Source organism: Hyphomicrobium sp. (assembly GCF_035572195.1).
Lineage (GTDB): Bacteria > Pseudomonadota > Alphaproteobacteria > Rhizobiales > Hyphomicrobiaceae > Hyphomicrobium_B.
In genome coordinates this window covers 1-18,662 of sequence record NZ_DATNBA010000043.1, presented here as the reverse complement: position 1 = coordinate 18,662, position 18,662 = coordinate 1, and the positions used below count along the sequence as shown (strand labels likewise).

Annotated in this window: 19 protein-coding genes; 16 read left to right on the top strand and 3 right to left on the bottom strand. The window is 61.3% G+C overall.

Features of this window, described 5'->3' with window-relative positions; genetic code table 11:
* Positions 1 to 93: 93 nt before the first annotated feature.
* A complete protein-coding gene (locus VN623_RS04220; protein ID WP_325568453.1) occupies positions 94 to 1,986 on the top strand; it encodes a SurA N-terminal domain-containing protein in 1,893 nt (630 codons plus the stop codon).
* The gene (gene trpE, locus VN623_RS04215; protein WP_325568451.1) at positions 1,979 to 3,625 is read left to right on the top strand and encodes an anthranilate synthase component I; all 1,647 of its coding nucleotides are present in this window, start codon (positions 1,979 to 1,981) and stop codon (positions 3,623 to 3,625) included. The genes VN623_RS04220 and trpE overlap by 8 nt, the downstream gene beginning before the upstream one ends.
* A 20-nt stretch (positions 3,626 to 3,645) precedes the next feature.
* On the opposite strand, the gene VN623_RS04210 is transcribed toward trpE, so the two are convergent.
* Positions 3,646 to 4,035 (bottom strand): hypothetical protein, encoded by a 390-nt coding sequence (locus VN623_RS04210; RefSeq protein ID WP_325568449.1) that lies wholly within the window; start codon positions 4,033 to 4,035, stop codon positions 3,646 to 3,648.
* A 109-nt stretch (positions 4,036 to 4,144) separates the two neighbouring features.
* On the opposite strand from VN623_RS04210, the gene VN623_RS04205 reads away from it, so the two are divergent.
* The 7 genes from VN623_RS04205 (at position 4,145) to VN623_RS04175 (ending at position 9,376) form a co-directional block, all read left to right on the top strand.
* Positions 4,145 to 4,663, top strand: coding sequence for a SixA phosphatase family protein (locus tag VN623_RS04205; RefSeq protein WP_325568447.1), 519 nt, complete (start codon positions 4,145 to 4,147; stop codon positions 4,661 to 4,663).
* Between the two features lie 112 nt (positions 4,664 to 4,775).
* Positions 4,776 to 5,372: an aminodeoxychorismate/anthranilate synthase component II gene (locus VN623_RS04200; RefSeq protein WP_325568445.1), complete on the top strand. Its 597-nt coding sequence runs from the start codon at positions 4,776 to 4,778 to the stop codon at positions 5,370 to 5,372.
* A 7-nt stretch (positions 5,373 to 5,379) separates the two neighbouring features.
* Entirely contained in the window at positions 5,380 to 6,417 is a 1,038-nt protein-coding gene (gene trpD / locus VN623_RS04195) for an anthranilate phosphoribosyltransferase (RefSeq protein WP_325568443.1), read from the top strand.
* A gap of 1 nt (position 6,418) precedes the next feature.
* Positions 6,419 to 7,222: an indole-3-glycerol phosphate synthase TrpC gene (trpC, locus tag VN623_RS04190; protein ID WP_325568440.1), complete on the top strand. Its 804-nt coding sequence runs from the start codon at positions 6,419 to 6,421 to the stop codon at positions 7,220 to 7,222.
* Positions 7,219 to 7,713, top strand: coding sequence for a cyclic pyranopterin monophosphate synthase MoaC (gene moaC, locus VN623_RS04185; RefSeq protein ID WP_325568438.1), 495 nt, complete (start codon positions 7,219 to 7,221; stop codon positions 7,711 to 7,713). Before trpC ends, moaC begins: the two co-directional genes overlap by 4 nt.
* A 4-nt stretch (positions 7,714 to 7,717) precedes the next feature.
* Positions 7,718 to 8,929: a gephyrin-like molybdotransferase Glp gene (gene glp, locus VN623_RS04180; protein WP_325568436.1), complete on the top strand. Its 1,212-nt coding sequence runs from the start codon at positions 7,718 to 7,720 to the stop codon at positions 8,927 to 8,929.
* A gap of 174 nt (positions 8,930 to 9,103) precedes the next feature.
* The gene (locus VN623_RS04175) at positions 9,104 to 9,376 is read left to right on the top strand and encodes a hypothetical protein (protein WP_325568434.1); all 273 of its coding nucleotides are present in this window, start codon (positions 9,104 to 9,106) and stop codon (positions 9,374 to 9,376) included.
* A gap of 74 nt (positions 9,377 to 9,450) precedes the next feature.
* On the opposite strand, the gene efp is transcribed toward VN623_RS04175, so the two are convergent.
* Positions 9,451 to 10,020, bottom strand: a complete 570-nt coding sequence (gene efp, locus VN623_RS04170; protein ID WP_325568432.1) for an elongation factor P — start codon at positions 10,018 to 10,020, stop codon at positions 9,451 to 9,453.
* Positions 10,021 to 10,188: 168 nt separating this feature from the next.
* Between efp and epmA the strand changes: the two genes are divergently transcribed.
* The 7 genes from epmA (at position 10,189) to VN623_RS04135 (ending at position 17,078) form a co-directional block, all read left to right on the top strand.
* Positions 10,189 to 11,235: an EF-P lysine aminoacylase EpmA gene (gene epmA, locus VN623_RS04165; RefSeq protein ID WP_325568430.1), complete on the top strand. Its 1,047-nt coding sequence runs from the start codon at positions 10,189 to 10,191 to the stop codon at positions 11,233 to 11,235.
* A 47-nt stretch (positions 11,236 to 11,282) separates the two neighbouring features.
* Positions 11,283 to 11,753, top strand: coding sequence for a GFA family protein (locus VN623_RS04160; protein ID WP_325568428.1), 471 nt, complete (start codon positions 11,283 to 11,285; stop codon positions 11,751 to 11,753).
* The gene (locus VN623_RS04155; RefSeq protein ID WP_325568427.1) at positions 11,750 to 12,820 is read left to right on the top strand and encodes a lysine-2,3-aminomutase-like protein; all 1,071 of its coding nucleotides are present in this window, start codon (positions 11,750 to 11,752) and stop codon (positions 12,818 to 12,820) included. Before VN623_RS04160 ends, VN623_RS04155 begins: the two co-directional genes overlap by 4 nt.
* A gap of 212 nt (positions 12,821 to 13,032) precedes the next feature.
* Positions 13,033 to 15,159, top strand: coding sequence for a molybdopterin oxidoreductase family protein (locus VN623_RS04150; protein ID WP_325568426.1), 2,127 nt, complete (start codon positions 13,033 to 13,035; stop codon positions 15,157 to 15,159).
* Between the two features lie 197 nt (positions 15,160 to 15,356).
* A complete protein-coding gene (locus tag VN623_RS04145; protein WP_325568424.1) occupies positions 15,357 to 15,743 on the top strand; it encodes a DUF3307 domain-containing protein in 387 nt (128 codons plus the stop codon).
* Positions 15,744 to 15,882: 139 nt separating this feature from the next.
* Positions 15,883 to 16,440, top strand: coding sequence for a sigma-70 family RNA polymerase sigma factor (locus tag VN623_RS04140; protein WP_325568422.1), 558 nt, complete (start codon positions 15,883 to 15,885; stop codon positions 16,438 to 16,440).
* Positions 16,437 to 17,078 (top strand): NrsF family protein, encoded by a 642-nt coding sequence (locus VN623_RS04135; protein WP_325568420.1) that lies wholly within the window; start codon positions 16,437 to 16,439, stop codon positions 17,076 to 17,078. Before VN623_RS04140 ends, VN623_RS04135 begins: the two co-directional genes overlap by 4 nt.
* A gap of 7 nt (positions 17,079 to 17,085) precedes the next feature.
* On the opposite strand, the gene VN623_RS04130 is transcribed toward VN623_RS04135, so the two are convergent.
* Positions 17,086 to 18,363 (bottom strand): FAD-binding oxidoreductase, encoded by a 1,278-nt coding sequence (locus tag VN623_RS04130; protein ID WP_325568418.1) that lies wholly within the window; start codon positions 18,361 to 18,363, stop codon positions 17,086 to 17,088.
* Between the last annotated feature and the right edge of the window lie 299 nt (positions 18,364 to 18,662).

Here is an 18,662-nt window from a genome sequence, read left to right as displayed (position 1 = left end):
CGTCACGTGGGGTCGTTGCCATACGAAGCCCGTTGACCCTACGCCATTCCGTGCGACAGCGTCACGCTTCCATCATCGGGACTCTCTAGATCCATGCTTGAGTCACTAAGACGGGGCGCCCAAACTCCGGTCGCCAAATTATTATTTGGAATTCTGGTCGTCAGCTTCGGCATCTGGGGTGTTGCCGACGTGTTCACCGGCCGGACTAGCGGCGCCGTTGCGAAAGTCGGCGGAACCTCTATTTCGTCCGAAGAATTCCGGCGTCAGTACCAAAACGAACTCGATCGTATTTCGCGACAGGCGAACAAGCGCATCACCGCCGAGCAGGGCCACGCGATCGGGCTCGACAGGCGCGTTCTCGCGCAACTCGTCGTCGGAGCAGCCCTCGAAAACCACGCCGAAGACCTTGGCCTCACTCTTTCGGACAAGTCGCTCATCGCTAGCGTCGAGGCCGATCCCGACTTCAAAGGCCCGGATGGCAAGTTTTCCAAGCAAGGGTTCGAAGGTTTGCTGCGCCAGACCGGTCTTACCGAACGCGGTTTCCTCAATCTCAGGCGACAGGATGAAATCAAGGCGGCGCTAGTCGGATCATTCATCAAGGCCCAGACGGTTCCCAAACCCCTCTTCGATCTGATGCACGCCTATAATGACGAAAAGCGCGTCATCGAATGGATCAAGATCGATCCCGAAGTGGTCACCGTCCCGGATCCTAGCGAAGCCAAGCTCAAGGAAGTCTACGAGGCCGACAAAGCCAAGTACATGACGCCCGAGTACCGCAAGGTCGAGGTGCTGACACTCAGCGTCGACGATCTCAAGAAGCAGATGACCCTCAGCGACGACGAGATCGCCAAGGCGTACGAGGCGTCGAAGGATAGTTACAACACGCCCGAGCAGCGCCGCGTCCAGCAGATCGCTTTCAAAGACAAAGCGACGGCGGAAACGGCTCTCAAGGCGCTGCGCGATGGAACGAAGACGTTCGGCGACGTCGCAAAGGAAGCCGGCGCTAAGGACACCGACGTCGACCTTGGTCTGATCAGCAAAAAAGCGCTGATCGATCCGAAAGTTGCCGACGCCGCCTTCTCGCTCGAAAAGGATAAGTATTCCGACGTCATCGAAGGCCGCTTCGCGACCGTCATTCTCCGCGTCACGCAGATCGAGCCGGGCGTCACTCACACGCTCGCCGACGTGAAGGATGAAGTCAAAGACAAGATCGCGATCGAAAAGGCGAAGACGGATCTGCAGAACAAGCACGACGAAGTGGAGGATGCGCGGCTGGCGGGCAAGACGCTGAAGGAAATTGCCGATCAGTCAAAGCTGACGTTCAAGGAAATTCCTGCGACGGATGCTACGGGATTGAACCCGGACGGCAAGCCGGTCATGGAGACACCCGATCTCAGGAAGATCGTCGCTCGGGCGTTCGCACCCGATAGCAATTCCGACGATGCGGCGATCGAGCTCGCCGATGGCGGTTCGGCATGGGTGAATGTGCTTTCGACAGAGGCCCCGAAGCAAAAGACATTCGATCAGGTCAAAGATCAGGTGAAGGACAACTTCGTCCGGTCGGAGCGCAAGCGTCTGCTCAACGAACTCGCGAAGAAGCTCACCGACCGGGTCAATACCGGCGAGCCGATGACTGCACTAGAGGCGGAGGCAAAGAACAAGGTCGAGAAGACCGATCCGCTGACACGCAAGACGATACCGCAGAGCATTTCAGAGGCGATGGTCGCGCAAGCCTTTGCTCTTCCAAAAGGCCGCGCCGGGCATGGCGACTCGCCGGATGCGAACACCCAGATCGTGTTTCGCGTCGCTGACATTATTCCGGCACCCGCGCCATCACTGACGGAAACTGATGGGCTAACGCGCGAACTCCAGGACGAACTCGCAAATCAGACGCTGACCGAATACACCGAAGCGCTGAAGAACCGTTATGGCACCTCCATCAATCAAGCCGAACTGAACAGCGCCCTTGGCGTCAGCAATGAGTGATGAAAAGGTGAACGCCTTGACGGCACGATCCTTACCGACCGGACCTGGCGTGCAATCCGACGCCGCGAGTTCAGGACCCGGAGCCGAAATTTTCCCGGAGGAGGATCGGTTCGCCAAGGTCTACGACCAAGGCACGGCGCAGGTAATCTGGACGCGCCTTATCGCCGACCTGGAGACGCCTGTTTCGGCCTACCTGAAGCTCGGCGACCGGCGGCCGATGAGTTTTCTCCTTGAATCGATCGAAGGGGGATCGGCGCGCGGCCGTTATTCCGTGATCGGCTTTGCGCCGGACGTCGTCTGGCAGGCCGTCGGCGAGACGGCTTCCCTCAACAGAACGCCGATGGCCGATGCCGGTGCTTTCGTCTCTGACGATGCGCCGACGCTTCAGTCGCTGCGAAACTTCCTGGCCGAAAGCGCCATTGTGCTTCCCGAAGCGCTGCCGCCGATGGCCGCCGGTATTTTCGGCTTCATGGGCTACGACACCGTGCGGCTCATCGAGAAGCTTCCGGAGATGACACCGGATACGTGCGGCGTGCCGGACGCGATCTTGATCCGTCCGACATTGATGCTGATCTTCGACAATGTGAAAGACGAAATGATCCTGGTGACGCCGGTGCGTCCGAGCGCCGGGATCAATGCCGCGGACGCCTATGCCGCCGCACTGGCCCGCATTCACGGCGCCATGCAAAATCTCGATGCGCCGTTGCCGCATGGATCATCGGCGACAACGGAATCGTTGTCGCTCCCCGAGCCACAATCCAACACGACGGCCGCCGATTACTTGGCGATGGTCGCCAAGGCGAAAGACTACATCAAGGCTGGCGACATCTTCCAGGTGGTGCTGTCGCAGCGTTTTTCGGCGCCTTTCGAACTGCCATCGTTTGCGCTTTACCGGTCGCTGAGGCGCCTCAATCCTTCGCCGTTTCTCTTTCATCTCGACTTCGGCACGTTTCAGCTTGTCGGCTCGTCGCCCGAAATTCTCGTGCGCGTGCGCGAGGGCGAAGTCACGATCCGGCCGATCGCCGGTACGGCACGGCGTGGCGTCAACGATGCCGAAGACAAGGCGCTCGCCGCCGCCCTCCTCGCCGATCCGAAGGAGCGTTCGGAACACCTGATGCTTCTCGATCTCGGCCGCAATGACATCGGCCGGGTGTCGACGACAGGCAGCGTCACCGTCACCGATCAATTCGTCATCGAGCGCTATAGCCACGTCATGCACATCGTCTCGAATGTCGTCGGGCGTTTGGACCACGACAATTATGATGCGATCGACGCGCTGATGGCGGGTTTTCCGGCGGGCACGGTTTCCGGGGCGCCAAAAGTCCGGGCCATGCAAATCATCGCCGAGCTCGAGAAGGCGAAACGCGGGCCCTATGCGGGATGTGTCGGGTACTTTTCGGCGGGCGGCGAGATGGACACCTGCATCGTGCTGCGCACCGCGATTTTGAAGGACGGCATGATCCATGTACAGGCGGGCGCCGGCATCGTGCATGACAGCATTCCCGAAAATGAGCAGCAGGAATGCATCAATAAGGCGAGAGCCGTCGTCCGCGCCGCCGAAGAGGCCGTGCGCTTTGCCTCGAAATCCGGCCGTGGAATGACGTCGGGTTCGGGCGGCAACGGCGGGATGTTCGGCTAACCAAGTCCGCCGGATTGCTCTCAGGATTGCGGCTTGGGGCGCCAGCGTTTCGCCCATGCGCGCCGCCACGGGGTCCATCGCGGCCGCCACAAAAGGCTGACGATACTGTGCCAGACCGCGTAAATCACGAACCAGAACAGAACGCCTATCGGAACGACGCCCAGCGCAAAGAGCAGCCGGCGCGCGCGGATCGATGCTGCCGTTCCGTATTTGGCGGTGCGCGCTCTGACCCAAGCACGCACCCTCTCTTGCCCGAGTATGTATTCGGCGGCGCGCAGTGCAATGAATGCGATCACGAGGATCGGCAGCACCAGCCACAATACGATCCACAACAGCTGCCAGACGAGCCACAGCACGACGTTTACGACGAAGCCGAGCAGCCAGACGATCGGAGCGAACACGTAGTCCATTTGTGACGTGTCCTGTATCGCGGCGGCGCGACTATGGCCTGACGCTTAACGGCAATGGAGACGTGCTATACAGTCCGATCATCCGCCGCAACGCCAACCCAAGGCTTCAATGCTTTCCCTCGGACTCCTCCGCCATGCCAAGTCGAGCTGGGACGATTCGGACCTCGATGATTTCGACCGCCCCTTGAACGATCGGGGACGCGCCGCGGCTCAGATCATGGGAAAGGCCCTGAAAGAGTTGCATTTCGTACCTCAGCTCATCCTCTGTTCACCGGCGAAGCGGACGCGCGAGACCCTTCAACTTGTCTCGCCTCGCCTCCAAGGTCCACCCGCCGAAGTCGACTTCGATGACAGGCTATATCTCACAAGTCCCGACGCACTTTACGATAGGCTCAAGGCCGTTCCAATCGACGCCAAATCGGTGCTGATGATCGGGCACAATCCAGGTCTTCACGGCCTGGCTCTGATGCTCATGGGCACCGGAGACGCGAAATCGATCTCGCGGCTCGAAGACAAGCTTCCTACCGCCGCTTTGGCGGTATTTACTTTTCCGCAGGTAGCTTGGCGCGATCTCATCCCTGCCGCCGGGCGGCTCGAGGCCTTCATCACGCCACGCGACCGCGCCTAGCCGCAATTTGAATGTCGCGCGCACGGGCCTATATTCCCTGTCGCGCCACGCGGCCCGTCTGCTAGAACGAAATCCAGACGGCGATGCCGATGCCCCATGGACCAAAGCCACCATGCTCATTCTGATCGATAACTACGACAGCTTTACCTACAATCTCGTCCATTACCTGGGTGAGCTTGGTGCCGAGAGCGTCGTGATCCGCAACGACAAGATTTCGGCCGAAGAAGTCATGGAGAAGAAGCCGAAAGCCATCGTGCTTTCGCCCGGCCCCTGCACGCCCAACGAAGCCGGCGTCTGCCTCGATCTGATCAAGAAAGCCGGGCCGACAATCCCACTGCTTGGCGTCTGCCTCGGGCATCAGGCGATCGGACAGACTTACGGCGGCAAGGTCGTGCGCGCGCCGGCACCGATGCATGGGAAGCTGTCGTCCATCAACAATACCGGCAAAGGCGTCTTCAAGGGTCTGCCGAAGCGGTTCGAGATCACGCGCTATCATTCGCTGATCGTCGACCGCGCAACGCTGCCCGATTGCCTCGAGATCACGGCGGAGACCGACGATGGCCTGATCATGGGGCTGCAGCACAAGACATATGCCGTGCACGGCGTGCAGTTCCATCCGGAAAGCATCGCCTCGCAGCAGGGTCACGCGTTGCTCGCAAATTTTCTGACGCTCGCCGGCTTCACGCCGAAAAGCCTCAAGGCGGCTTGAGCGGCGCATGACGGTTGCAAACCCTGCACGCGAACTGAAACGTCTGATGAACCGCATCGCCGACGGCGAAACCCTCACCGATGAGGGAACGCAAGCGGCACTCGATCTGTTGATGTCGGGGATCGCGCCGCCGGTTGCGATGGGGGCATTCCTGATGGCGCTCCGCGTCCGCGGCGAGACGACGGATGAGATCGCGGGGGCTGCCAAATTTTTGCGTGGCCGCATGACGACCGTCGACGCGCCTCCCAATGCCATCGACATCGTCGGCACCGGCGGCGACAGCCACGGCACTTATAATATTTCGACGGCGGCAACGTTCGTCGCGGCGGGGGCGGGCGCAATCGTCGCCAAGCACGGCAATCGCGCCGTGACGTCGCTGTCCGGCGCTTCCGACGTGCTGGCTGCGCTCGGTGTTAAACTCGATGTGCCGCCCGTGGTCGTGTCGCGTGCGATCGCCGATGCCGGTGTCGGCTTTCTCTGGGCGCCGCTTTATCACCCTGCCTTCAAAACCTGGGCTCCGATCCGCAATGATCTCGGATTACGCACGATCCTCAATCTACTCGGACCACTCTGCAATCCGGCCAAGGTCACACGGCAGGTGCTCGGTGTTTATGATCGCAAGCTCGTCGAACCGGTGGCGGAGGTATTGCGCAAACTGGGCTCGGTACATGCGTGGGTCGTGCATGGCGACGACGGCATGGACGAACTGACGACGACGGGGGTGACGCACATCGCGGAACTTAAGGACGGCGACATTTTCGCTTTTGATCTGACGCCCGAAGAGGTGGGCCTCGCGAGGAGCGACATCGCCGCGCTCAAAGGCGGGGATGCAGCGACGAACGCCGCCGCGATCCACGCCCTGCTGCAAGGCGAACCGGGACCCTACCGAGACATCGTGGTGTTGAACTCCGCCGCCGCGCTGATCATCGCAGGCAAGGCGGACGGGCTTGCGGACGGCATCGAAAAGGCTAACGCTTCGATCGACAGCGGACGCGCCTCGCGCGCCCTCGACCGTCTCGTGGCAGTGACGAACGAAGCGATCTGATATGGCTGACATTCTCGAGAAGATCACGGCTTACAAACGTGAGGAGGTGGCACGCGCCAAAGAGCTGCGGCCGCTGCGTGTCATTGCCGAACACGCCCGTTCGGCACCGAGGGTGCGCTCATTCGCGGGCGCCATCGAAGCCAAGCTCAAGCACAACGAGCCGGCACTGATCGCCGAGATCAAGAAGGCGTCGCCTTCGAAGGGTTTGATCCGCGCCGATTTCGATCCGCCGTCGCTCGCCAAGGCTTACGAGGCCGGAGGTGCGGCGTGTCTGTCAGTGCTGACGGACCGTCCTTCGTTTCAGGGCGCGCCAGATTTCCTCACCGCCGCGCGGCAAGCAACGGCCCTGCCGGTGCTGCGCAAGGACTTCATGATCGATACTTACCAGGTTGCCGAAGCGCGCGCCTGGGGCGCCGATTGCATCCTGATCATTCTCGCAGAAGTGGATGACCGCACCGCCGGCGACCTCGCTTCGGCGGCGAAAGATTGGGACATGGACGCGATCGCCGAGGTTCACAATGCCGCCGAACTCGATCGCGCACTCGAACTCGATTGCCGTCTGATCGGCATCAACAATCGCAATCTCAAAACATTCGAGGTAAGCCTCGAGATGACGGAAAAGCTGGCGCCGAAAATTCCGCCGGACAGGATCGTCGTCGGCGAGAGCGGGATATTCACGCCCGCCGATATTGCGCGTCTCGCGAAGGCCGGCGTTCATACCTATCTCGTCGGTGAAAGCCTGATGCGCCAAGCCGACGTCGCCGCGGCGACGAGGGCGCTCCTTGCTTCGGGTGCTTCGGCATGAGCAAGCTTTCTCACATCGACGACAAGGGTCAGGCCCGCATGGTCGACGTGTCGGAGAAGGCGATCACGGCGCGTCGGGCCGTCGCCGAAGGCTTCATCTCGATGCGGCCGGAAACTCTGGTTCTGGTCGAAAGCGGCCAATCGAAAAAAGGTGATGTGATCGGAGCTGCCCGGATCGCCGGGATCATGGCCGCGAAACGCACGCACGAGCTGATCCCGCTTTGCCATCCGCTGGCGATTACAAAAGCAACTGTCGATTTTGCGCTGTCGGAGGTCCCGCCCGGCGTCCACGTCAAAGCCGAAGTCAAAGTCTCCGGCCAGACCGGCGTCGAGATGGAAGCGTTGACTGCGGTGTCGATCGCATGCCTGACGCTCTACGACATGCTGAAGGCGGTCGATAAATCGATGACCGTCGATGGCGTTCGCCTCGTTGAGAAAGAAGGCGGAAAGTCCGGAAAGTTCAAAGCCCGCCCACGTTCGGGAGGCCGGTGATATCATGGCGTTGCTGCCTGTAACCGAGGCGCTGCAGCGCATTCTCGACTCTGCGGCCCTGCTCGAATCCGAAGACGTCGATCTCCGCCACGCCTTCGGTCGCACGCTTGCGAATTCCGTCGCCGCTCGTGTCGACAACCCGCCCTTCGATGCGTCCGCAATGGACGGCTACGCGGTCAGCTCAATGGATGGGGCGACGACGCCCGCGTCGTTCGTCGTCATCGGGGAATCCGGCGCGGGAAAGCCCTTTGCAGACAGGCTCGGCAAGGGTCAGGCGGCACGCATTTTCACGGGCGGCGCAATGCCAGAAGGCGCTGACTCCGTTGTCATCCAGGAAGACGTGCTAGCCAATGGCACGACCGTCACCATCCGCGAGGTCGTCCTGCGCGGGGCGAATGTTCGTACCCGGGGGCAGGACTTCATAAAGGGCGAGATACTTTTGCAGCAGGGTCGCCGCCTGACGGCCCGAGATGTTCTCCTCGCTGCGAGCGCCGGCCACGCAACGCTTCCGGTCATCCGTAAGCCCGTCGTGGCGATTCTCTCGACCGGCGACGAACTCGTCGAGCCCGGAGCGCCATTGCGGCACGGTCAAATCTGGGCCTCCAATTCCTTTGGACTCGCCGCAATGGTCGAAGCCGCGGGCGGAGAGGCGCGCGTTCTCGGCATTGCACGCGATTCGCATGAGTCTCTTGCTGCCGCCTTGAACGTTTCCGATGGCGCCGACATCCTCCTGACGATTGGCGGGGCTTCCGTCGGAGACCACGATCTCGTCCGCCCTGCCCTCGAAAGGGCCGGCGCGCGGCTCGATTTCTACAAAATTGCAATGCGCCCCGGAAAGCCGCTGTTCTTTGGGTCTCGCGTCGTTGCGGGCGTCCGCCAGCACTGCCTTGGCCTGCCTGGAAATCCGGTTTCGGCGGTGATTTCGGCGCGCGTGTTTCTCGTACCGCTTATCGGGTGGCTGCTCGGCCGCGAGGCGCCTCTCGCGACGATCGACGCCGTTCTTACTGAGCCGGTCGAGGCGAACGGACCGCGTCAGCACTACATGCGGGCGGCGCTCGATATCACCCATTCGCCGCCGCGGGTAACGCCGTTCAAGAGTCAAGACAGCGGCCTAATCACAGCGTTGCAACGCGCCGACTGCCTGCTCGTCGTTGCCGCCGATTCGCCTCGCCAGCCGGAGGGCACCGTCGTCGATGTCTTGAAGTTGGATATTTAACTGCGTCCCGGCGCGATGTTTTAGCGAAGTCACCTGCACATCAAAATTTCACCATGGTTCAGTGGGAATGGCGAATGGTGACGCGTGCCCTGGGTCGCACCCGTCCGGGTATGACCATCGAGCGTTTGCGAATGAACAGGCTGACGCCGAGCGCGAGGCCAGAGGGAGAGACTTATGAAAAAACTCATGATGACCGGGGTAGCTTCGCTGATGATGGTCAGCGCCGTCGTTCCGGCGATGACCACGCCGGCCGAAGCGGGCCGGGGCGCCGGTATTGTGGCGGGCACAATTATTGGTCTCAGTGCGGCGGCGATCATCGCAAACTCCAGCCGCGCCAACGCCTACGAGCATCGCCGCTGGCGTGAGCGGTGCGACCGGTGGGCGTTCCGGTGCAATCGCGGCGACGACCGCGCCTGCTTCGCGTTCGATGATGAATGCCGCGGTTAATCCAGGATAAAATCGACAAGCCAAGCGCCGCCGGCAACAGCCAGGCGGCGCTTTGTATTTGCGAAGGCTGTTTCTTAGTCCTTGGCGCGCTCGACGTATGAGCCATCGGCCGTCATGACGACGACGCGGGTACCGGCGCCGATGTGAGGCGGCACCATCACGCGGGCGCCGTTCGAGAGTTTGGCGGGCTTATAGGACGATGACGCGGTTTGGCCTTTGACGACCGGATCGGCCTCGACGATTTCCAGCGTCACGCGCTGCGGCAGCTCGATCGAAATCGGATTGCCCTCATGCAGCGCGACGAGGCACGTCATACCCTCCTGCAGCCACTGCCCCTGATCGCCGACGACATCCTTCGGAATGGTGATCTGGTCGAACGTCTCGGGATGCATGAAGTTGAAACCCATGTCGTCTTCGTAGAGATAATTGTAGTCCTTTTCATCGAGATAGGCGCGCTCGACCTGGTCGGTCGTCCGGTAGCGCTCGACGACCTTCACGCCGTCGGCGATACGGCGCATTTCGAGATGCGTGACGGGCGTTCCCTTGCCGGGGTGAATGTTTTCCGCGTGCATCACAACGGCAAGCCTGCCCTCGAGATCGAGCACATTGCCTTTGCGGACCGAGCTTGCAATAACCTTCACCACCAGTGGTCTCCGTTCTCAAAATTCAAGCGCCGCGGCCACCTGATCGGACGGTCGAGTAGCGGGTAGCCTGCAGGGAATCTCCGCGTCTCTTACCCGCTTACCCTTCAGCCGCCAAGTTATGTGTCGCAAAGTGCGGCAACCTCACCCGCAAAAGCCCAAATTGGTCCGATGTCGCAACCTTCGCCCTGGTGGAATGCCGACAAACATGCCGACCGCCGGCCATTTCTTATCATGCGTGGCCGGATCAAGGCGGCCATCCGGGCCTGGTTTGTTTCCCAAGGCTTCATAGAGGTCGAGACGGCGTGCCTGCAGGTGTCTCCCGGCAACGAGACGCATTTGCATGCTTTCGCGACCGAACTCGTGGCGACCGATTTGTCGCGCCGCGATCTTTATCTCCACACGTCGCCCGAATTCGCGATGAAGAAATTGCTGGCTGCGGGGGAAACGAAGATCTTCACGTTCGCGCCCGTGTTCCGCAATCGCGAGCGGGGCGCGCTGCACGCGCCGGAATTCACGATGCTCGAATGGTATCGGACGGACGCACCCTATGAAGCCCTATGGGATGACTGCGCGGCGATCCTGAGGATTGCGGCCGATACGAGCGGCCACTCGCCCTGGACGTTTCGCGGCAAGGTTTGCGATCCGCTGAGGCCACTCGGGCGCCGGGCGGTCGAAGACGCGTTTGCCGCCGCCGGTATCGGTCTTGGCGAAACGCTGACGAAAACCAGCGTCGATCGCGACGCGCTTGCTACTCGGGTTCGCGATGCCGGTATTCAAGTCGGCGAACAGGATTCATGGTCGGATATTTTCAGCCGCGTTATCGTTGAGAAAGTGGAACCCCAGCTCGGGCTCGTCCAAGCCGATATTCTCTACCGCTATCCGGCGAACGAGGCGGCGCTTGCCCGGCCCGACCCCGTCGCTCCGATCTGGGCCGAACGCTTCGAACTTTACGCATGCGGCGTCGAACTCGCCAACGGCTTTGGGGAGTTGACCGACGCCGGCGAGCAGCGCCGCCGCTTTGAAACCCGGATGGCGGAGAAAAGCCACATCTATGGCGAGCGCTATCCGATCGATGAGGATTTTCTTGCTGCGCTGGCTAAGATGCCGCCCGCATCGGGCTGTGCGCTCGGCTTCGACCGGCTGGTTATGCTGGCCGTTGGTGCCGAGCGGGTCGATCAGGTCATCTGGACGCCGATTGCGGATGGCGGCAATTAGGCGATCTGCCCCCGCTGCTCTTGGGGCGATGGGAGAAGGAGTTGGCAATGACCTCAACCCATTCCGGTGGCTGCCAATGCGGCGCGATGCGCTTTCGTGCCGAGGGTAGATTGGGCGATGCTTCGGTTTGTCATTGCCGCATGTGTCAGAAGGCGTTCGGCGGCTTCTACGCGCCGCTTGTCTCGCTGCGCGATGCGAAACTCACATGGACGCGCGGCCAACTTAAAAAATTTCAGTCGTCGAATGCAGTGTCGCGCGGCTTCTGTGGAGACTGCGGTACGCCGCTCACCTACGAAGCGCCCGACGGCATCGCTCTCGCCATTGGAGCTTTCGACACGCCCGAAAAGATCTCGCCGAAACTGCAATGGGGCGTCGAGGCCAAGTTGCCTTACGTCGATCGCATTCACGAACTTCCGGCAAAGCAGACGCTCGATGATGCGGTGGCCGCTCATTTTCTAACGAACCTCGTTTCCTATCAGCACCCGGATCACGATACCGACGCATGGCCTCCGGCATGACGGAACTTCCTCGCAAGCTGACGTCGGTTGATGATTTGATCACCGAGGGCCTCATTCCCGAAGCTGCCCGCGCCGCGATAACCGACGTGGGGGCCCGCTACACGATCGCCATCACGCCGGACATCGCCAGCCTCATCGACCGAAGCGATGCGAACGATCCAATAGCGCGGCAGTTCGTGCCCGATCCGCGCGAACTCGTAACGCACGCCGCAGAGCGCGACGACCCGATCGGCGATCGCTTGAAGAGCCCGGCGCCCGGTATCGTGCATCGCTACCCCGACCGCGTGCTGTTGAAAATCGCAAGCGTCTGTCCGGTCTACTGCCGCTTCTGCTTCCGTCGCGAAATGGTCGGGCCGGAGAACGGCGAGGCCCTGTCGGCCGATGACCTTGCTGCCGCGCTCGATTACATCCGCGCGACGCCTGCCGTCTGGGAAGTCATTCTGACCGGCGGCGATCCCTTCGTATTGTCCCCGCGCCGTATCCGCGAGGTCACCGAAGCGCTGTCGGCCATTCCGCATGTGAAGGTGCTGCGCTGGCACACGCGCGTGCCGGTCGTCGATCCGGAGCGCGTTACGGAGGCGCTGATCGCGGCGCTTCGCGCAACGACCCAAACCGTCTTCGTCGGACTGCACACGAACCATCCGCGCGAATTGACGGGCGACGCACGCGCCGCCATCGCGCGCATCGTCGACGCCGGTATCCCTATTGTCAGCCAGACGGTTTTACTGCGCGGCGTCAACGACAATGCAGACACGCTCGAAGCTTTGATGCGAGCGTTGGTCGAGGTTCGCGTCAAACCCTACTACCTGCATCACGGTGACCTGGCGCCCGGCACTGCGCACTTCCGCACGACGATCGGAGAGGGCCAAGCCTTGATGTCGGAGCTTCGGCGGCGGCTTTCAGGACTGGCACTGCCGACGTACGTGCTCGACCTTCCCGGCGCACACGGCAAGGTTCCACTGGAGAGTCGTGCACATGAGATCATCGCAGGCACATACAGCGTGCGGGACGCGCGCGAATACGAACACGTCTACGAAGACTGCTGCGCGGCCCCGGACGCACCGTGAGAGAGCGCTTCACTCCGGAGAGTCGCGAATTTCAGCGAAAGCCGACAAGTCCAACAACAATCAATTTGAAAAGAGACGCATGCGGATATTTTTGCACTGCGAGATAATGAACGCTTTTCAATTGGACGCTTCGGGCGAACGGTGCGAGAGTGCCCGAAAATGTATCAACAATGAGCGCCCTACAGGACGCCAATCCTAGCGGAGGGAACACGATGAACGAACAGGTCAAAACCGAAATATTCCATGGAGCATGCCCGCACGATTGTCCGGACACCTGCTCGATGGATTACGAGGTCAGGGGCGGGCAGCTCATTTCAGTCAAGGGCAAGAAAAACCACCCGATGACCCGCGGCGGCCTGTGCGTGAAGCTGAAAGACTTCCACGATCACCACGCCAATCCGGACCGGCTGATGTACCCCATGAGGCGCTCCGGCCCGAAGGGTTCGCGGCAGTTCGAGCGCATCACCTGGGACGAGGCGATTTCAGAGATCGGCACGCGCTGGCGCGAGATCATCGGCACGTACGGCAGCCAGGCAATCATGCCGTACAGCTATCTGGGTAACATGGGCCTGGTGCAAGGCATCAACTCCGGCGACCCATTCTTCAACCGGCTCGGAACGACGGTCAACGAGAAGACGTTCTGCGCGTCCGGCTCATCGACCGCATGGCTGCTGACGGTTGGCCCAACCGGCGCCGTCGATCCGGAGAGCTTCGTCCATTCGAAGTTCATCGTCATCTGGGCATGCAATTCGATTTCGACCAACCTGCATCACTGGCCATTCGTGCTCGAAGCACAAAAGCGCGGCGCCAAGATCGTCGTCATCGACTCCTTCAAGTCGCGTACGGCAAAGGCCGGCGACTGGCACATCTGCCCGAAGCCCGGCACCGATGGCGCTTTGGCGATGGGCTTCATCAATTCCATCATTCAGCAAGGCCTGGTCGATCAGGACTACGTTGACAAATACACGGTCGGATTTCCCGAACTCAAAGAACGCGCCGCCGAATTCACGCCCGAATACGTCGAAAAAATTACCGGTGTGAAGGCCGCCGACGTCGAAAAGTTCGCTCACGAGTTTGCAACCGCTCAGCCATCGGTCATTCGTATCGGCGTCGCCCTCGAACGTAGCGCCGGCGGCGGACAAACCATTCGCGCCGCCTGCTGCCTGCCGGCACTTGTCGGTTCGTGGCGACACGTCGGAGGCGGTCTCTTACAGATGCCGCTCTGGGACTTCCCGGTCGACTGGACCAAAGCAGCGAGGCCCGACTGGATCAAGCCGGGCACGCGCGCCATTAACAATCTTCGGCTCGGCGCGGCGCTGACCGGCGAACTCGATCCGCCGATCAAAAGCCTGTTCGTGTTCTGCACCAATCCGGTATCGCAGGCGCCTGAGACGAATAAAATCGTCGAAGGTTTGAAGCGAGAAGATCTGTTCACCGTGGTGGCGGAGCACTTCCTCACCGATACCGCGAAGTACGCCGATATCGTGCTGCCGTCGGCGATGGCCGGCGAGGCCGAAGACATGATGTGGTCGTGGGGTCATTTCTATTTCACGTACAATCAGAAGGCGATCAATCCGCCCGGAGAGTGCAAGCCGACGAGCGACATGTGGCGTTTGCTCGCCAAGGAAATGGGCTTCGACGATCCCGTTTTCAAAATGACCGATAGCGAGCTTTGCGCCGAATACATCAACTGGACCGACCCCAAGATGGGCGGCATCGACATGAATTATTTCAAGGAGCACGGCTACTACAGGATCGACGTCGGCCCCGCCGACACGCGCGCGCCGCACGCCGAAGGCAAATTCCCAACGCCCTCGGGCAAAGTCGAGATGTTGCTGCACGGTGCCACGAACTTCGTGGCCGGACCGTTCCGCGCCATGTACGACGGTGATCAGGCGGGTGAGCCGGTCGATCCGCTTCCCGGTTACGTGCCGGCCCGCGAGAGACCCGAGACGAACCCGGAAAGAGCCAAGCTTTATTCGCTCAACATCGTTTCACCGAAGAGCCACGGGTTCCTGAACTCGTGCTACGCGAACGAGCCTCACAAGATCAAAGGCCAGGGCGAACAGTTCGTGATGATCTCGCCGGGCGATGCCACGAAACGTTCGATCCGCGAGGGCGATCCCGTCCGGGTCTACAACGACCGCGGCGATTTCGAAGGCGTTGCCAAGGTGACGGACGATGTGCCGGATGGCGTCGTCGTCGCCACGCTCGGTTATTGGCGCTCGCTCAACCGCTCGGACGGTTCGGTCAACAGCATCTCGTCCGACGCCTGGTGCGGCCTCGGCCGGGCGCCGACGTTCTCCGATAACCTCGTCGAGGTTCAGCGGGTTAACTGAGCCGCGCCTTCAGAACCCCAAGTCCAGGCACGGTGACGTTGCCTGGACTTGTTCCCCACGTGACAGCTGATCCATCCCTGCGGCGCTAGAAACGCTATCCGGCAGGGTTAGCGGACGCTTTTGCTTTATTCGAGCATCTGGAAGCACCAGTATGTTCGGGATAATCGGAGGGGTCCGCTACACGGTATTGGATCATCATGTCACCCGTACACGCGACGCTTGCGGCTATGGCCTACCTTCTGGCCAAGCATGCCGTTGCCGATTTCTTTCTGCAGACCGAGACGATCTACCGGCAAAAGGGCATCTACGGTGCGCCGGGTGGCCTGCTCCACGCGCTTATCCATATCCTTTTGACGGCGCCCGTTTTTTTGCTTTTTCCGGGCGGCAGCGCGGTGCTTGCCTGCTGGCTTCTCGCAGTCGAATTCCTGGTCCATTACCACATCGACTGGGCGAAAGAGCAGATCGTCCATCACTACGGATGGCGGTTCGCCGACAGGCAATATTGGTGTGCGCTCGGCTTCGACCAGCTCCTGCATGGGCTGACCTACGTCGCCATTCTCTGGATCTGGCTGCCCCAGGGTTAAATCCGGCTCGGCCCTCCCCCGCGACAGCCATGCTCGCATCTTGCGGAGCCCCTGGCGCATCTGCCATATGCGCGAAGCGGACGGGCGCCGCACGTAACGTTTTGTTCCCGGCCAGCGAAGCAATATTGGAAGGCTAGTTTTGGACCGGAAGGCTCGAGACGCGGAATGGTCCCGGCTGATGCGCGCTGCAATCGCGGGCGATGAAGGGGCTTACCGCACACTTCTGGCAGACTTGTCGCATGTGTTGCGCGGCGTCGTTCGTCGCGGCTTTGCCGGCGTTGGTATTGCGCGTGATGATGTTGAGGATGTGGTGCAGGACGTGCTGCTCGCGATTCACCTGAAGCGCCATACCTGGGACGCATCAATGCCGCTCGGGCCGTGGATGCTGGCGATTGCGCGCAACAAGATGATCGATGATTTGCGCCGACGCGGCCGGCGTCCGGAAGTTTCAGTCGACCTGACGCAATTTGAATTCGAGGGAGAGGACCAGCAGGCTTCGATCGACGCTCATGACGTGACACGCGTGCTGAACCGTCTTCCGGAGCGCAACCGCGAGATCGTCCAGGCGATCAGCATCGACGGGCATTCCGCCCGCGATGTCGCGGCGCGGCTCGGAATGACCGAAATCGCGGTGCGCGTCGCGTTGCACCGTAGCCTGAAGACGCTCGCCGATACCTATCAAGAGAAGAAGTTATGAAGACCGACGACCTGATCAGAGCCCTTGCCGCCGACGCTCCGAGCGTCGAGCCGCCGATTGCGCGCACGCTTGCCGTCGCGGTCGCAATCGGGGCCTTGCTGTCGCTCGCCTATTTCCTGTGGGCCTTCGGTGTTCGTGCGGATTTTTCGAACGTCGCGATGAACTCAGGCCGCTTCCTTTTCAAGTTCGTGCTGACGCTGAGCGTCGCCATTCCGGCGTTTCTACTCGTTCGCGGTCTGGCGCGACCGGACTTCGCGCCCGGCAAGCGGCTGTGGTGGCTGGCTCTGGGTCCGGCGCTGCTGTTGGCTGCGATTATTTTCGAGCTCGCCTCGGTGCCGGCTGATGCCTGGCATGCACGGATGATCGGGCGCAATTCATTGTTCTGCGTCACGGTGATCCCGTTGCTGTCCCTGGCGCCGTTCGCTGCCGTGCTCTACGCGCTGCGCTCCGGTGCGCCCGCGAACCCAACCGTTGCCGGAGCCGTCGGCGGCCTGCTGTCCGCCGGCATCGCCGCGACGCTTTATGCCAGCCATTGCACGGACGACAGTCCGTTATTCGTCGCCGCCTGGTATTCGATCGGCTTCGTTTTGATGACCGTACTCGGAGCCTTAATCGGCTCGCGGGTCTTGCGCTGGTAGCGTCGTTCTAAAGCAGATCGCGCAGGCGGTAATAGAGCATGCCGAGCGCCAGCATCTGATTGCCGAAAAGGTCGCTGAGCGGCAGCCGCACGTGACGAATGCGATCGAACAGATCGAACCGTTCGGTCGTTCCGCAAATTGCATCCGAGACGATTTCAGCCGCGATATGCGAAGCGTTGACGCCGTGGCCGCAGTAGCCCTGCAGGAAATAGAGGTTCGGCGCGAGGCGGCCGACGGCGGGCACGCGGTCGACGATGATTGCGATGCGCCCGCCCCATGCGAAGTCGATCTTCGCATCGGCAAGCTGGGGGAAAATCCCGATCATTCGTGGCTGAATGGAAGCACCGATATCCGTAGGATCGCGGTTTGAGTAATTGCAACGGCCGCCAAAGAGCATGCGGCGATCGGCTGAAAGCCGGAAGTAATCGACCACGACGTTGCTGTCGGCGACGGCGAGATCCTGCGGATTGATCGCCGCCACGACGGCATCGCTCAAAGGCTCCGTCGCGATGATGTAGCTTCCCGTCGGCAGCATCAGGCCTTTGAGCCTCGGCTGATCGAAGTTGTCGAAGATTTCCCCGCCGATGACGACGGTTTCCGCCTCGACGCGGCCGCGCTCGGTCTTGACCCAAGGCTTGGCGCCGCCTTCGAGAGCGACGGCCGGCGTTTCCTCGAAAATCCTGACGCCAAGGTTCACCGCGGCGCGGGCTTCGCCAAGGCACAGATTGAGGCCATGCAGATGACCGCTGCGAGGGTCGATGACACCGCCATGATAGGAGGTCGTGCCAAGGACGCGCGGCATATTCTGCGGCTCGACAATTTCGAGATGATCGCCGTCGCCGTCCTTGATGCGCTCTGCGACATGGGCGCGGATAGCACGCATATGGCTCGGGCGGGCCGCGACCTCCATCCAGCCGTGTTTCAGATCGCAAGAGATGCCATATTTGGCGATGCGCCCCTCGATGATCTCGTGGCCGCGGTAGCGAATATCGCGGACGAGCTTGGCACCGGCCGCGCCGTGCTGGCGCTTAATCGCCGCTTCGCCGCTGATGCCGCCGATCATCTGGCCGCCGTTGCGTCCCGATGCGCCCCAGCCGATGCGGTTGGCTTCGAGAAGGACGACGGAACGGCCGCGCTCGGCCATCGTCAATGCCGTCGCGACGCCCGAGAAGCCGCCGCCGATGACACACACGTCGGCCTTGACCGTGCCTTCGAGCGCCGGATGGCGCGTCCGGTCATTGGCGGTCGCGGCGTAGTACGAAGCTATGTGATTTTGAGCCTTCACGAGCGCACGATTAGCTTGCATCCAAGCCAAGCACAAATTTTGCGTGAGGTGACGTCCCATTCACTCCATGGCCGCCCTCCGAGGCGGCCATCCAGGGCCAAAAGCGACATTTTCGTTTTGCACTGGATGGCGGGGTCAAGTCCGGCCATCGAGTGAGTGGAATCAAGGTTCCTAGCCGACGGCGCCGAACGCCCGGCGGCGTTCTTGGTCTTCGCGTTCCGCCGAGCGCTTCGAGAAATACGCGGCGATCAATACGCCGAGCGTGACAATGCCGATCAGGATCGTCGAGATGGCGTTGA

Bases quoted from the DNA above. Each gene is read 5' to 3' on its own strand.
- VN623_RS04220 (WP_325568453.1), top strand. From the start codon at position 94: ATGCTTGAGTCACTAAGACGGGGCGCCCAAACTCCGGTCGCCAAATTA.
- trpE (WP_325568451.1), top strand. From the start codon at position 1,979: ATGAGTGATGAAAAGGTGAACGCCTTGACGGCACGATCCTTACCGACC.
- VN623_RS04210 (WP_325568449.1), bottom strand. From the start codon at position 4,035: ATGGACTACGTGTTCGCTCCGATCGTCTGGCTGCTCGGCTTCGTCGTA.
- VN623_RS04205 (WP_325568447.1), top strand. From the start codon at position 4,145: ATGCTTTCCCTCGGACTCCTCCGCCATGCCAAGTCGAGCTGGGACGAT.
- VN623_RS04200 (WP_325568445.1), top strand. From the start codon at position 4,776: ATGCTCATTCTGATCGATAACTACGACAGCTTTACCTACAATCTCGTC.
- trpD (WP_325568443.1), top strand. From the start codon at position 5,380: ATGACGGTTGCAAACCCTGCACGCGAACTGAAACGTCTGATGAACCGC.
- trpC (WP_325568440.1), top strand. From the start codon at position 6,419: ATGGCTGACATTCTCGAGAAGATCACGGCTTACAAACGTGAGGAGGTG.
- moaC (WP_325568438.1), top strand. From the start codon at position 7,219: ATGAGCAAGCTTTCTCACATCGACGACAAGGGTCAGGCCCGCATGGTC.
- glp (WP_325568436.1), top strand. From the start codon at position 7,718: ATGGCGTTGCTGCCTGTAACCGAGGCGCTGCAGCGCATTCTCGACTCT.
- VN623_RS04175 (WP_325568434.1), top strand. From the start codon at position 9,104: ATGAAAAAACTCATGATGACCGGGGTAGCTTCGCTGATGATGGTCAGC.
- epmA (WP_325568430.1), top strand. From the start codon at position 10,189: ATGTCGCAACCTTCGCCCTGGTGGAATGCCGACAAACATGCCGACCGC.
- VN623_RS04160 (WP_325568428.1), top strand. From the start codon at position 11,283: ATGACCTCAACCCATTCCGGTGGCTGCCAATGCGGCGCGATGCGCTTT.
- VN623_RS04155 (WP_325568427.1), top strand. From the start codon at position 11,750: ATGACGGAACTTCCTCGCAAGCTGACGTCGGTTGATGATTTGATCACC.
- VN623_RS04150 (WP_325568426.1), top strand. From the start codon at position 13,033: ATGAACGAACAGGTCAAAACCGAAATATTCCATGGAGCATGCCCGCAC.
- VN623_RS04145 (WP_325568424.1), top strand. From the start codon at position 15,357: ATGTCACCCGTACACGCGACGCTTGCGGCTATGGCCTACCTTCTGGCC.
- VN623_RS04135 (WP_325568420.1), top strand. From the start codon at position 16,437: ATGAAGACCGACGACCTGATCAGAGCCCTTGCCGCCGACGCTCCGAGC.